General features: G+C 69.9%; 14 protein-coding genes. All 14 read left to right on the forward strand.

Annotated features, from left to right (window positions below; genetic code table 11):
* Nucleotides 1-25 precede the first annotated feature (25 nt).
* The 14 genes from FFK22_RS14075 to guaA all read left to right on the forward strand — a co-directional run bounded on the left by FFK22_RS14075 (nucleotide 26) and on the right by guaA (nucleotide 12,097).
* The gene (locus FFK22_RS14075; RefSeq protein ID WP_138890720.1) at nucleotides 26-925 is read left to right on the forward strand and encodes a nucleoside hydrolase; all 900 of its coding nucleotides are present in this window, start codon (nucleotides 26-28) and stop codon (nucleotides 923-925) included.
* An 83-nt stretch (nucleotides 926-1,008) separates the two neighbouring features.
* Nucleotides 1,009-1,578 carry a chromate transporter gene (locus tag FFK22_RS14080; protein ID WP_138890721.1) on the forward strand — a complete coding sequence of 190 codons (570 nt, stop codon included), beginning with the start codon at nucleotides 1,009-1,011 and terminating at the stop codon, nucleotides 1,576-1,578.
* 4 nt (nucleotides 1,579-1,582) lie between these two features.
* Nucleotides 1,583-2,107, forward strand: a complete 525-nt coding sequence (locus FFK22_RS14085) for a chromate transporter (protein WP_138890722.1) — start codon at nucleotides 1,583-1,585, stop codon at nucleotides 2,105-2,107.
* A 71-nt stretch (nucleotides 2,108-2,178) separates the two neighbouring features.
* Entirely contained in the window at nucleotides 2,179-2,595 is a 417-nt protein-coding gene (locus FFK22_RS14090; RefSeq protein ID WP_138890723.1) for a DUF3592 domain-containing protein, read from the forward strand.
* A 111-nt stretch (nucleotides 2,596-2,706) separates the two neighbouring features.
* Entirely contained in the window at nucleotides 2,707-3,246 is a 540-nt protein-coding gene (locus tag FFK22_RS14095; protein WP_221938588.1) for a VUT family protein, read from the forward strand.
* Between the two features lie 13 nt (nucleotides 3,247-3,259).
* Nucleotides 3,260-4,300: a tRNA preQ1(34) S-adenosylmethionine ribosyltransferase-isomerase QueA gene (queA, locus tag FFK22_RS14100; protein ID WP_138890724.1), complete on the forward strand. Its 1,041-nt coding sequence runs from the start codon at nucleotides 3,260-3,262 to the stop codon at nucleotides 4,298-4,300.
* Nucleotides 4,293-5,438, forward strand: a complete 1,146-nt coding sequence (tgt, locus tag FFK22_RS14105; RefSeq protein ID WP_138890725.1) for a tRNA guanosine(34) transglycosylase Tgt — start codon at nucleotides 4,293-4,295, stop codon at nucleotides 5,436-5,438. Before queA ends, tgt begins: the two co-directional genes overlap by 8 nt.
* Before the next feature lie 9 nt (nucleotides 5,439-5,447).
* Nucleotides 5,448-5,924 carry a preQ(1) synthase gene (queF, locus tag FFK22_RS14110; RefSeq protein ID WP_138890726.1) on the forward strand — a complete coding sequence of 159 codons (477 nt, stop codon included), beginning with the start codon at nucleotides 5,448-5,450 and terminating at the stop codon, nucleotides 5,922-5,924.
* Nucleotides 5,921-7,051: a tRNA epoxyqueuosine(34) reductase QueG gene (gene queG, locus FFK22_RS14115; RefSeq protein ID WP_138890727.1), complete on the forward strand. Its 1,131-nt coding sequence runs from the start codon at nucleotides 5,921-5,923 to the stop codon at nucleotides 7,049-7,051. Before queF ends, queG begins: the two co-directional genes overlap by 4 nt.
* A 79-nt stretch (nucleotides 7,052-7,130) precedes the next feature.
* Nucleotides 7,131-7,343, forward strand: coding sequence for an antitoxin Xre/MbcA/ParS toxin-binding domain-containing protein (locus FFK22_RS14120; RefSeq protein ID WP_221938589.1), 213 nt, complete (start codon nucleotides 7,131-7,133; stop codon nucleotides 7,341-7,343).
* A gap of 175 nt (nucleotides 7,344-7,518) precedes the next feature.
* Nucleotides 7,519-8,868, forward strand: coding sequence for an RsmB/NOP family class I SAM-dependent RNA methyltransferase (locus tag FFK22_RS14125; RefSeq protein ID WP_138890728.1), 1,350 nt, complete (start codon nucleotides 7,519-7,521; stop codon nucleotides 8,866-8,868).
* Between the two features lies 1 nt (nucleotide 8,869).
* On the forward strand, nucleotides 8,870-9,421 hold the full coding sequence (locus FFK22_RS14130; RefSeq protein WP_186002458.1) for a GNAT family N-acetyltransferase: 552 nt from the start codon (nucleotides 8,870-8,872) through the stop codon (nucleotides 9,419-9,421).
* 78 nt (nucleotides 9,422-9,499) lie between these two features.
* Complete coding sequence (locus FFK22_RS14135; protein WP_138890730.1) at nucleotides 9,500-10,411, forward strand: hypothetical protein; 912 nt, start codon at nucleotides 9,500-9,502, stop codon at nucleotides 10,409-10,411.
* Nucleotides 10,412-10,522: 111 nt separating this feature from the next.
* Nucleotides 10,523-12,097, forward strand: coding sequence for a glutamine-hydrolyzing GMP synthase (gene guaA / locus FFK22_RS14140; protein ID WP_138890731.1), 1,575 nt, complete (start codon nucleotides 10,523-10,525; stop codon nucleotides 12,095-12,097).
* The last annotated feature ends 33 nt before the right edge of the window (nucleotides 12,098-12,130 follow it).

The raw sequence follows: 12,130 nt of genomic DNA on the forward strand, positions 1-12,130 counted from the left end.
GCGCGCCAGCGAAAGGAAACCGACCGTGCTGCCCCCGGAAAAGAAAGCCCGCCTCATCCTCAACACCGACGCCAAGAACGAGGCGGACGACCAGTACACCATCGTCCATGCGCTGCTGACGCCCAGCCTCGACCTGCACGGCATCAGCCCGGCGCATTTCGGCACGCTGAAGTCGAAGACCAGCCTCAAGGACAGCCATGACGAGGTCATCAAGCTGCTGCAGCTGATGGACCTCTCCGGCCGGGTCCGGGTCGCCGACGGCGCCGAGGGGCCGCTGCCGGACGAGCGCACGCCGGTGCCCTCGGCCGGTGCGCATCTCATCGTCGAGGAGGGGATGAAGGACGATCCGCGGCCGCTCTACGTCGCCTTCCTCGGGCCGGTCACCGACATGGCCTCTGCGCTGCTGATGGAGCCGCGGCTGAATGAGCGCAACGTCGTCGTGGTCTGGATCGGCGGCGGGCCGTGGCCGACCGGCGGCCGGGAGTACAACCTGTCCAACGACATCGCCGCAGCCAATGTGGTGATGCGGTCGAAGGTCCAGCTCTGGCAGATCCCGATGCCGGTCTACCGCATGATGGCGGTCGGCTATGCCGAGCTGTATGAGCGGGTCTACGACAAGGGCCCGATCGGTAAGTACCTGGTCGACCAGCTGGTGGAATGGAACCTGAAGGTCCATCCCGGCCCGATCGAGCACCGCTCCCTCGGCGACACGCCGGCCCTCTCGGTGATCCTCAACCCGAACGGCGGTGTCTCGGAATGGGTGCCGGCGCCGGAGTTCAGCCCGCAGATGCACTACATCCACACCGGCGCCCACCGGCCGATCAAGCTGTACCACTCGATCGACGTGCGCTGGATCCTCGAGGACTTCTTCGCCAAGCTCGCCCGCTTCAGCCGCGGCGAGCAGGAATTCACAACCTTCGGGTGACGGCAGGGGCTCGTTGTCGCGCCCCTTGTTGCCGCGCCGCGCCTGCGCTTGAGTGAGGGCGTCGCGGAGAATCGGGGGCCGGCATGGCTGAGACCGCAGCTGAGGCGGCGGCCGGGCCGCCGGGCCTGGGGCAGATCTTCCTGGCCTTCAGCAAGATCGGGCTGACCAGCTTCGGCGGCGGGCTCAGCGGCTGGATGCTGCGGGAGTTCGTGCAGAACCGGCGGTGGGTGTCCGAGGCCGACTTCCTCAACGGCCTCGCCTTGGCGCAGGCCTTTCCCGGGGTCAATGTCGTCAACCTCTCGCTTTGGATCGGCTTCCGTCTGCGCGGCGGGCCGGGGGCGCTGGCGGGCGTGCTCGGCATGATCGTGCCGGCAATGCTGGTTGCCATCGCCGCCGCCGCGGCCTTCGCCGAGGTCGCGCAGTATCACTCCGTCCATCTGGCCCTGGCTGGGGCGGCGGCCGCGGCGGTCGGGCTGTCGCTACAGATGGGCGTGCGGGCGGCGCGCCGGGCGGCCCGCTCCGCCGTGCCGGTCGCGATCATCGTCGTCACCTTCGTGGCCATCGGCGTGCTGCACCTGCCGCTGCTGCCGGTGATGGCGGTGCTGGCGCCGCTCAGCATCGCCTGTGCCGCCTGGCGGCCGCGGAAGGACTGAGGCGATGGACAATGTGCTGGTGCGGCTGCTGATCGTCTTCGTGCCGCTATCCTTCCTCAGCGTCGGCGGCGGCCAGAGCATCGTCGCCGACATCCATCGCCAGTCGGTCGGCGTCTATGGCTGGATGACCGACGCCCGCTTCCTCGACCTGTTCGGCCTGTCGCGGATGACGCCGGGGCCGGGATCGCTGCTGGTGACGCTGGTCGGCTGGCAGGCCGCCGGCTGGGCCGGGGCGCTGGTGGCGACGGCGGCGATCTTCGTCCCGTCCTCGCTGCTGGTCTACGGCCTGGCGCGGCTATGGGCGCGATACAGCGGCGCGCCGTGGCAGCGGGCCGTCGAGACCGGGCTGGCGCCGGTCGCCGCCGGCATGGTGCTGGCCGCCTCCTTCACCCTGCTGCAGGCGGCGGAGGGCGGGGTGCTGGCCTGGGCGATGGCCGCGGGCTCCTGCCTGGCGCTGGTGTTCACCCGGGTCAGCCCGTTCCTGCTGCTCGGCGCCGGCGCCGTGCTGTTCCTGCTGGTCCAGCCCTGACACACGAAGTCCCGGAGATTGCCACAATACCGGATTATGTCCGACCCTCAGCGAAACGAGCGGAGGCGGCGATGGCACGAGTCACCGGCGTCCGAGCTTTGCCCATCCTGGGGTTGGTCTTCGTCACCCTTGGCCTCGTCGGCCTGATCGCCGCCGGTGTGCTGGCCTGGCGGGAGCAGGACAGCAGCCGTACGGCCACGGCCGACGGCGTGATCGTCGACTTCAACAACGGCCCGGTGGTCGAGTTCACCACGGCGCAGGGCACGACGGCGCAGTTCCGCAGCCCGGTGCGCAGCACCACCTTCGCCCGGGGGCAGCACCTGCCGGTGGCCTATGATCCGGCCGATCCCGGCGACGCTGCGGTCGACGGCTTCGCCGGGCGCTGGTTCCTGCCCAGCCTGTTCGGCATCATCTTCGGCGTTTTCCTGGTGATCGGCTTGGCGCTCTCGCTGTTCGGCCGGCTCTTACAGCCCCGCCAGCCGGCATGACCGCCCCGCGGGCCGCGATGGTGGCCAAGCCGGCCCGGTTGCGCTAAAAGCCCCACCGGACCCGGGCGCCGAGGGCTGCGCCGCGGGCGTTTTGCATTTGGAAGACCTGTCTTGCGCACCGAAACCCGCGGCATGGGCCTGGCGCTGATCGCTATGATCACCGTCGTGGTGGCCTCGAACTACCTGGTCCAGTTCCCGATCAACGATTGGCTGACCTGGGGTGCCTTCACCTATCCGGTCACCTTCCTGGTCACCGACCTGACCAACCGCTTCTTCGGTCCGCACCGCGCCCGCCAGGTCGCCTATGCCGGTTTCGCCCTCGCCGTGGTGCTGTCGCTGTGGCTGGCCGATTGGCGCATCGCCGTCGCCTCCGGCACCGCCTTTCTGGTCGGCCAGCTGCTCGACATCCACATCTTCGACCGGCTGCGCCGCGCCGCCTGGTGGCGCGCGCCCTTCATCGGCTCGGCACTGGGCTCGGTGGTCGACACCGCCCTGTTCTTCACCATCGCCTTCGCCGGCACCGGCCTGCCGATCCTGACCCTGATGGCCGGCGACCTGTCGGTGAAGCTGGCCTGCGCCTTGCTGTTCCTGGCGCCGTTCCGGGCGCTGATGAACCTGCTCATGCCGATGCCGGCGCTGCAGAACGGCTGACCCCGCTTTCGCCATGCGTGTCGATGAGTTCGATTTCGACCTACCGCGGCAGCTGATCGCCGACCGGCCGGCCGAGCCGCGCGACGCCGCCCGGCTGCTGGAGGTCGCGGCCGACGGCCTCACCGACCGCCGGATCGGCGATCTGCCTGGGCGGCTGCGCGCCGGCGACCTGCTGGTGGTCAACGACACCCGCGTCATCCCGGCCCGGCTGCACGGCAAGCGCGGCCTGGCGGGCATCGAGATCATGCTGCACCAGCCGGCCGATTCCGGGCACTGGCGCGCCTTCGCCCGCCCGGCCAAGAAGTTGAAGCCGGGCGACGTGGTCCGCTTCGCCGACGACTTCGCCGCCACCATCGTCGCCAAGGGCGAGGCCGGCGAAGTAGAAGTGGCGTTCGACGATCCCGCCGGCCTGGCCGCCCAGCTGCAGCGCCATGGCGAGATCCCGCTGCCGCCCTATATCGACCGGCCGGACGGGCCGGATGAGCGCGACCGCTCCGACTACCAGACCGTCTTCGCCCGCCATGACGGCGCCGTCGCCGCGCCGACCGCCGGGCTGCACTTCACCCCGCCGCTGCTCGACGCGCTGGCCGCGCGCGGCGTCGAGACGGTCCGCCTGACCCTGCATGTCGGCGCCGGCACCTTCCTGCCGGTGAAGAGCGACACGGTCGAAGGCCATGTCATGCATGCCGAACGCGGCGTGCTGACCGCCGAGGCCGCGGAGCGGATCAACGCCGTGCGCGCTGCCGGCGGCCGCATCGTCTCGGTCGGCACCACCAGCCTGCGCCTGCTGGAGAGCGCGGCGGCCGAGGACGGCACCATGCGGCCCTTCGACGGATCGACGGCGATCTTCATCACCCCAGGTTACCGCTTCCGCGTGGTCGACCTGCTGGTGACGAATTTCCACCTGCCGCGGTCGACCCTGTTCATGCTGGTCTGTGCCTTCGCCGGCATGGAGAGGATGAAGCAGGCCTATTCCCACGCCATTTCCGCGGGCTACCGTTTCTACTCCTACGGCGACGCCTGCCTGCTGCACCGGTCGGACAGAGATGACTGAGTTCCGCTTCGAGCCCGCCTTTCACTTTGAAGTGGAGGCCCGCGACGGCGCCGCCCGCACCGGCCGCCTGCACACCGCCCATGGCGTGGTCCAGACCCCGACCTTCATGCCGGTCGGCACCGCCGCCACGGTGAAGGCGATGCGGCCGGAGGAGGTGGCGGCCACCGGCGCGCAGATCGTGCTGGGCAACACCTACCACCTGATGCTGCGCCCGGGGGCGGAGCGGGTGGCAAGGCTGGGCGGCCTGCACCGCTTCATGAACTGGCCCGGCCCGATCCTGACCGATTCCGGCGGCTTCCAGGTGATGTCGCTGTCGCAGCTGCGGCGCATGGACAAGGACGGGGTGACCTTCCGCTCGCATCTCGACGGCAGCGAGCACCGGCTGTCCCCGGCGCGGTCGACCGAGATCCAACACCTGCTCGACGCCACTATCACCATGGCATTCGACGAGTGCACGCCGTTCCCGGCTGAGCCGGAGGTGGCGGCCAGTTCGATGCGCCTGTCGATGGGTTGGGCGCAGCGCTCGCGCGACGCCTTCGTCGCCCGGCCCGGCTACGGCCAGTTCGGCATCGTCCAGGGCAGCGTGTACCCCGAGCTGCGGCTGGAATCCGCCGCGGCGCTGACCGCGATCGGCTTCGAGGGCTACGCCATCGGCGGCCTGGCAGTGGGCGAGGGGCAGGAGCGGATGTTCGCCGCCCTCGACGTCACCGTGCCGGCGCTGCCGGACGACCGGCCGCGCTACCTGATGGGCGTGGGCAAGCCGTCGGACCTGGTCGGCTCGGTCCGCCGCGGCGTCGACATGTTCGACTGCGTGCTGCCGACCCGGTCCGGCCGCACCGGCCAGGCCTTCACCCGCCGCGGCACGGTCAACCTGCGCAACGCCCGCCACCAGGACGACCAGCGGCCGCTGGACGACAGCTGCCGCTGCCCGGCTTGCCGCCAGTACAGCCGTGCCTATCTGCACCATCTGGTGCGCAGCGAGGAGGTGCTGGGTCTGATGCTGCTGACCCAGCACAACCTGACCTATTATCAGGACCTGATGGCCGGGCTGCGCGGCGCCATCGCCGCCGGCACGCTCGACGCCTTCGCCGCCGACTTCGAGGCGGAGCAGGCGCAGGGCGATATCGCGGCCCTCTGAGGAGACACCATGGCCCGCAAGGCAAAGACCAAGGGCACGGAAGCGCTCACCCAGCTCGGCCAGGCCACGGCGCTACCGGCCTCGCCGGAGGAAGCGGTGCTGGAGACGGTGCCGAACCCGCGGCCGAAGCAGCTGTACCTGGTGCGCTTCACCGCGCCGGAGTTCACCTCGCTGTGCCCGATCACCGGCCAGCCCGACTTCGCCCATCTGGTGATCGACTACGCCCCGGCGGCGAAGATCGTCGAGAGCAAGTCGCTGAAGCTGTTCCTCGGATCGTTCCGCAACCACGGCGCCTTCCATGAGGACTGCACCGTCTATGTGGCGGAGCGGCTGATCAAGGCGATGAAGCCGCGCTGGCTGCGCATCGGCGGCTACTGGTACCCGCGCGGCGGCATCCCGATCGACGTGTTCTACCAGAGCGGGCCGGCGCCCGAGGGCCTGTGGCTGCCCGACCAGGGCGTGCCGCCCTATCGCGGACGGGGATGAGCGGCGCGGCCGACATCAAGGACCGTATCCGGGCCGAGGCCTTCGCCCTCGGCTTCGACAGCGCCGGCTTCGCCGCCGCCACGCCCGACCCCAGGCTGCGCGAGCGGCTGGAGCTGTTCCTCGGCGAGGGCCAGCATGGCGACATGGGCTGGCTGGAGGCGAATGCCGACCGCCGCGCCGACCCGCAGACCCTGTGGCCCGACGCGCTGACCGTCCTGTCGCTGGGCCTCAACTATGGCCCGGCCGAGGATCCGCTCCTGCTGCTGCAGCAGCAGGAGAGAGGGGTGATCTCGGTCTACGCCCAGGGCCGCGACTACCACGACGTGGTCAAGAAGAAGCTGAAGGCGCTGGGCGGCTGGATCCACCGGACCTTCAAGACCGAGCTGAAGGTGTTCGTCGACACCGCGCCGGTGATGGAGAAACCGCTGGCGATGCGGGCCGGGATCGGCTGGCAGGGCAAGCACACCAACCTGGTGTCGCGCGACTGGGGCTCGTGGCTGTTCCTGGGCGAGATCTACCTGGCGATCGCCCTGCCGCCGGATGCGCCGGAGCAGGACCGCTGCGGCTCCTGCCATGCCTGCCTCGACATCTGCCCGACTGCGGCCTTCCCGGCGCCCTACCGGCTCGACGCCCGGCGCTGCATCTCCTACCTGACCATCGAGCACAAGGGCCCGATCCCGCGCGAGATGCGGTCGCTGCTCGGCAACCGCATCTATGGCTGCGACGACTGCCTGGCGGTGTGCCCCTGGAACAAGTTCGCCGCCGCCGGGCGCGAGGCGGCGCTGGCGCCGCGGCCGGAGCTGAACGGCCCGGCCCTGGTGTCGCTGCTGCGCTTCGACGATGCGGGCTTCCGCGCCGCCTTCTCCGGCTCGCCGATCAAACGCATCGGCCGCGACCGCTTCCTGCGCAACGTGCTGATCGCCATCGGCAACAGCGCCGACCCGGCGCTGGCGCCGGCGGTGGAGCCGCTGCTGGACGACGCCTCGCCCCTGGTCCGCGGCGCCGCCGTCTGGGCCCTCGGCCGCCTGCTCGGCCCCGACGGCCTGCGCCGGCTGGCCATGGCGAGGGCCGAGGACCCGGAGGCCGAGGTGCGTGATGAATGGCGGGCCGGGCTCCAGGCCGCGTGACGCGGAGCGGACCAGTCTCGGCCGGGCCTCTCTCGAAAGCCACCGCGACAGGCGTCACCTTTTTTGCGACAGTTGACTGATGACCATGCAGAGCGGCAGGACCTGGAAGTTCGCCGAGATCCTGGCGAAGGCGAGCTACGTCTTCGGCTCTCAGGAGGTTGCCGAGAGGTGGCTCGAGACGCCGGCGATCAGCTTCGATCAGCGCCGCCCGATCGACCTCCTGTCGACGCCGGCCGGTGTCGAGCTGGTCGAGGACCACTTGGTCCGTCTCGACTACGGCGTCTACATGTGACGCTGCTTTCGCCGCCGTTCGGCACCGGAGATCTCGTCGCGTGGTGCCTGGATGCCGAGGCGCCACGCCACAGCCTGATACCCTCGGCGCATAGCTCGCCCGCGCATTCCCTCAAACGCTGGCCGCCGCCGTCGAAGCGCGGTAGAAGGCGCGTTTTCCTGCTACGCTCCGGACCATGACCCCCTCCGCCCGCATCCAGGCCACGATCGACATTCTCGAGCGCCTCGGCATCGAGAACCGCCCCGCCGACGCCCTGGTCTCGGCCTATTTCCGCACCCGCCGCTTCATCGGCTCGAAGGACCGCAGCGAGATCGCCGCCCGGGTCTACGCCGTGCTGCGCCATCACGCCCGGCTGGGCTGGTGGCTGGCCCGGGCTGAGGCCGAGGACACGCCGCGCAACCGGGTGATCGCCGAGCTGACCTTGGCCGAGGGCGTCGCGGTCAAGGATATGGGCCGGCTGTTCTCCGGCGAGACCTACGCGCCGATCCCGCTGGACGGGCCGGAGGACAAGCTGGTCAAGGCCACCGCCGGCCAGCCGCTCGACCATCCCGACATGCCGAAGCCGGTGCGCAGCGAGATCCCGGACTGGGCCGCGGCCTCGCTGGAGGCCAATTTCGGCGACCGCTTCGAGGCGGAGGTGGCGGCGCTGCTCGACCAGGCGCCGCTCGACCTGCGGGTCAACGAGCTGCGCGGCACCCGCGACGAGGTGGTGCAGACGCTCGCCGCGGGCAAGCTCGACGTCGTGGCGACGCCGCTGTCGCCGCTGGGCATCCGGGTCAAGGGCCGGCCGCAGCTCGGCCGCCATCCCGCCTTCCAGTCCGGCCTGATCGAGGTGCAGGACGAGGGCTCGCAGCTGATCGCGCTGCTGGTCGACGCCCGGCCGGGCCAGCAGGTGGTGGATTTCTGCTCCGGCGCCGGCGGCAAGGCGCTGGCCCTGGCGGCGCGGATGAAGGGCAAGGGCCGGGTGGTGGCCTGCGACGTGTCCAAGGGCCGGCTCGACCGCGGCAAGGAGCGGCTGCGCCGCGCCGGCATCGACAATGTCGAGCCGCGCCTGCTGGAGAACGAGCGCGACCGCTGGGTCAAGAAGCAGCGCGGCAAGTTCGACCGGGTGCTGGTCGACGCGCCCTGCAGCGGCACCGGCGCCTGGCGCCGCAACCCCGACGCCCGCTGGCGGCCGATGGAGCTGGAGCGGCTGCTGGGCGTGCAGCGCGAGATCCTGGACAGCGCCGCCCGCCTGGCCAAGCCGGATGGCGGCCGGGTGATCTACGCCACCTGCTCGCTGCTGCGCGAGGAGAACGAGGCGCAGGTCGAAGGCTTCCTGGCCGCCCATCCCGACTACCGGCTGGTGCCGGTCGAGACGGTGTGGGACGAGGCCGTCGGCACCGGCCCGGCTCCGACCAGCGGCATGCTGCGCCTGTCGCCCGCCGCCAACGGCACCGACGGCTTCTTCGTCGCGGTGTTGGAGCGCGGGCCCAAGGCCGATGCCGGCGAGACCGCCGAGGCGCCGGCGGACGAGGAAGGCTGACATGATCCGCCGCGCGATCCTGGCCGATGCGCCGGCGATCGCGCGGATCCATGTCCAGTCCTGGCAGGAAACCTATCGCGGCCTGGTGCCGGACGAATATCTCGACCGCATGACCGTGACCCAGCGCGAGCGCGGCCATGAACGCTCGCTGGCGCATGAGGACGGCACCGCGACCTTCCTGGCGCTGGACCCGACGCCGGCCGGCGGGGCGGTGCCGGTCGGCTTTGCCCTATGCGGCCGGGCCCGCGGCGCGCCGGGCTGGAACTGGGGCGAGATCTTCGCCCTCTATCTGCTCGACCGGGCGAAGGGGAGGGGGCACGGCCGGGCGCTGATGGCCGCGTCCTCCGGCTGGTTCGCCGAGCGCGGCATGACCCCCTTCATGCTCTGGGCCCTGACCGCCAATTTCCGCGCCACCGGCTTCTACCGCCATCTCGGCGGCGAGCCCTATGCCGACCGGCTGGAGCGCTTCGGCGGCGCCGTGCTGGCCGAGAGCGCCTTCCGCTTCGACCGGCGGATCGCGGCGGAGCGGGATCCGACTGCCGATCGGATCTAGCCGCCGGTCGTCTTTTCGATTAACTTATTGCTGTTTTATCGCGAATATTGATTTGAACATTGCGCGAGGTCGCCGGCGATGACCGAAAATACTTGGGAAAACGTTCTTCGGGCTGCTGCCGTCATCATCATTGTCGGCGGGATAGTCCTGATCGGATATGCCGCTGTCTCGATGATGGGCGGAGTGACGGCATTGGAGAAGATCGTCAACCTCATGGCGATCCTCGTCTTCGGCTTCGGCGTTGCTGCCGTCATCCGTTTCACGCTTGGCCGCGCCTTGCTGACGTCTATCGCCGGTGCTGGCGGCGGAGCGCCCGCCGACCCGTCTGAAGTGATCCGGTCGCGTCTCGCCCCGCTCGTGATCGGGATCGGTGCCGGCGGGATCGGTATCATCGCGATTGTCACAGTCATCGGTCTCATTCTCGCGGGTGTGGACAAAGCCAAGCTTGAGACCATTCTTCCGAACATCTTCACGGCCGTCCTTCCGGTCTTGGCCACCTGGGTCGGCACGGTGCTGGCCTTCTATTACACCAACGAGAGCTACCGGCAGGCGGCGGAGAGCACGCGCCAGCTGATCCAGCCGACCCAGAACGACGGGTCGATCGCCGACCGGATGATCCCCTATGAGAAGATCACCAAGATCGAGTTGCCGACGGGGGCGACGGCGTCCAACGTGCAGATGGGCGATGTCTCCAAGCTGTTCTCCGAAGCCATCACCCGGGTCATCATCTTCGACCCAGGTAAGGTCCCGGCCGCGATCGTGCGCAAGAAGCTCGCCGAGGGCAAAACCTACGCCACGGTGGGCGACTACCTGAAGGTCGAAGGCAACACGGCCGATGCAACGAACTTCGTCTATCTGCCGACCAAGGCGACCGTTGCCGACGGTCGAAGGATGCTGGAGTTGCACAACACGGCGGACATATTCATCAACGATGCCGGCGCATCGGGCAAGGCGATCAACGGCTGGGTGACCGACGAGCGGCTGCGGTAACCGAACCGTCATCCGCGCATGGACGTTGCGCGCCCGGCGCGGGCCGCGTCGCTTGTCCTGCGGCCGGGGGGAGGGTAAAGCTCCGTCTCACCGCCCGACCCCGGAGTTGCCATGACCGCCCCGACCGCCAAGCCGTCGCCGGACCGCGTTCTCATTCTCGATTTCGGCAGCCAGGTCACCCAGCTGATCGCCCGCCGGGTCCGGGAATCCGGCGTCTATTGCGAGATCTGGCCGTTCAACCAGGCGGGCGACGACCGCATCCGGGCCTTCGACCCGCGCGGCATCATCCTGTCCGGCAGCCCGGCCTCGGTCACCGAGGACGCCTCGCCGCGCGCGCCGCAGCTGGTGTTCGAGCTCGGCGTGCCGGTGCTGGGCATCTGCTACGGCCAGCAGACCATGTGCGAGCAGCTGGGCGGCGCGGTGGAGGCGGGGCACCATCGCGAATTCGGCCGGGCCTGGCTGGACGTCAAGGAGAGCTGCACCCTGTTCGACGGCGCCTGGGCGACAGGCAGCCGCGAGCAGGTGTGGATGAGCCATGGCGACCGCGTCACCCGGCTGCCGGACGGCTTCCGCATCGTCGCCACCAGCGAGAACGCGCCCTATGCCGCGATCGCCGACGATGTCCGCCGCTACTACGGCGTGCAATTCCATCCCGAGGTGGTGCACACCCCGCATGGCGCGGCGCTGCTGCGCAACTTCACCCATCGGGTCTGCGGCTGCGCCGGCAGCTGGACCATGGCCGCCTTCCGCGAGGCCGAGATCGCCAAGATCCGCGCCCAGGTCGGCACCGGCAAGGTCATCTGCGGCCTGTCCGGCGGCGTCGACAGCGCCGTGGCCGCCGTGCTGATCCACGAGGCGATCGGCGAGCAGCTCACCTGCATCTTCGTCGACACCGGGCTGATGCGCACGGGCGAGGCGGAGCAGGTGGTGTCGCTGTTCCGCGGCCACTACAACATCCCGCTGGTGCATGTCGATGCCGCGGACCTGTTCCTCGGCCGGCTCGAGGGGGTCAGCGACCCAGAACAGAAGCGCAAGATCATCGGTACCGCCTTCGTCGAGGTGTTCGACGCCGAGGCCGAGAAGATCGACGGCGCCCGCTTCCTGGCCCAGGGCACGCTATACCCCGACGTGATCGAGAGCGTGTCCTTCACCGGCGGCCCGTCGGTGACGATCAAGAGCCACCACAATGTCGGCGGCCTGCCGGAGCGGATGAAGCTGGCCCTGGTCGAGCCGCTGCGCGAGCTGTTCAAGGACGAGGTGCGGGCGCTGGGCCGCGAGCTCGGCCTGCCCGACACCTTCGTCGGCCGCCACCCGTTCCCGGGCCCGGGCCTGGGCATCCGCATCCCTGGTGCTGTCAGCCGCGACATGCTGGAGATCCTGCGCAAGGCCGACGTGATCTATCTCGAGGAGATCCGCCGCGCCGGCCTCTACGACGCGATCTGGCAGGCCTTCGCGGTGCTGCTGCCGGTGCGCACGGTGGGTGTGATGGGCGACGGCCGCACCTACGACTATGTCTGCGCGCTGCGGGCCGTGACCTCGACCGACGGCATGACCGCCGACTACTACCCGTTCGACCACGAGTTCCTGGGCCGGGTCTCAACCCGCATCGTCAACGAGGTCCGCGGCATCAACCGCGTGGTCTACGACATCACCTCGAAGCCGCCGGGGACCATTGAGTGGGAGTGATTGCGGTCGTAGATCGACTAGCTCGGAACACCC

The sequence above is a fragment of the Mycobacterium sp. KBS0706 genome, assembly GCF_005938675.2.
In the GTDB taxonomy this organism is placed as follows: Bacteria; Pseudomonadota; Alphaproteobacteria; order DSM-16000; family Inquilinaceae; genus Inquilinus.

Coding starts and splice junctions, on each gene's coding strand:
- FFK22_RS14080 (WP_138890721.1), top strand. CDS start 1,009: ATGGCTGAGACCGCAGCTGAGGCGGCGGCCGGGCCGCCGGGCCTGGGG.
- FFK22_RS14085 (WP_138890722.1), top strand. CDS start 1,583: ATGGACAATGTGCTGGTGCGGCTGCTGATCGTCTTCGTGCCGCTATCC.
- FFK22_RS14090 (WP_138890723.1), top strand. CDS start 2,179: ATGGCACGAGTCACCGGCGTCCGAGCTTTGCCCATCCTGGGGTTGGTC.
- queA (WP_138890724.1), top strand. CDS start 3,260: ATGCGTGTCGATGAGTTCGATTTCGACCTACCGCGGCAGCTGATCGCC.
- tgt (WP_138890725.1), top strand. CDS start 4,293: ATGACTGAGTTCCGCTTCGAGCCCGCCTTTCACTTTGAAGTGGAGGCC.
- queF (WP_138890726.1), top strand. CDS start 5,448: ATGGCCCGCAAGGCAAAGACCAAGGGCACGGAAGCGCTCACCCAGCTC.
- queG (WP_138890727.1), top strand. CDS start 5,921: ATGAGCGGCGCGGCCGACATCAAGGACCGTATCCGGGCCGAGGCCTTC.
- FFK22_RS14120 (WP_221938589.1), top strand. CDS start 7,131: ATGACCATGCAGAGCGGCAGGACCTGGAAGTTCGCCGAGATCCTGGCG.
- FFK22_RS14125 (WP_138890728.1), top strand. CDS start 7,519: ATGACCCCCTCCGCCCGCATCCAGGCCACGATCGACATTCTCGAGCGC.
- FFK22_RS14130 (WP_186002458.1), top strand. CDS start 8,870: ATGATCCGCCGCGCGATCCTGGCCGATGCGCCGGCGATCGCGCGGATC.
- FFK22_RS14135 (WP_138890730.1), top strand. CDS start 9,500: ATGACCGAAAATACTTGGGAAAACGTTCTTCGGGCTGCTGCCGTCATC.
- guaA (WP_138890731.1), top strand. CDS start 10,523: ATGACCGCCCCGACCGCCAAGCCGTCGCCGGACCGCGTTCTCATTCTC.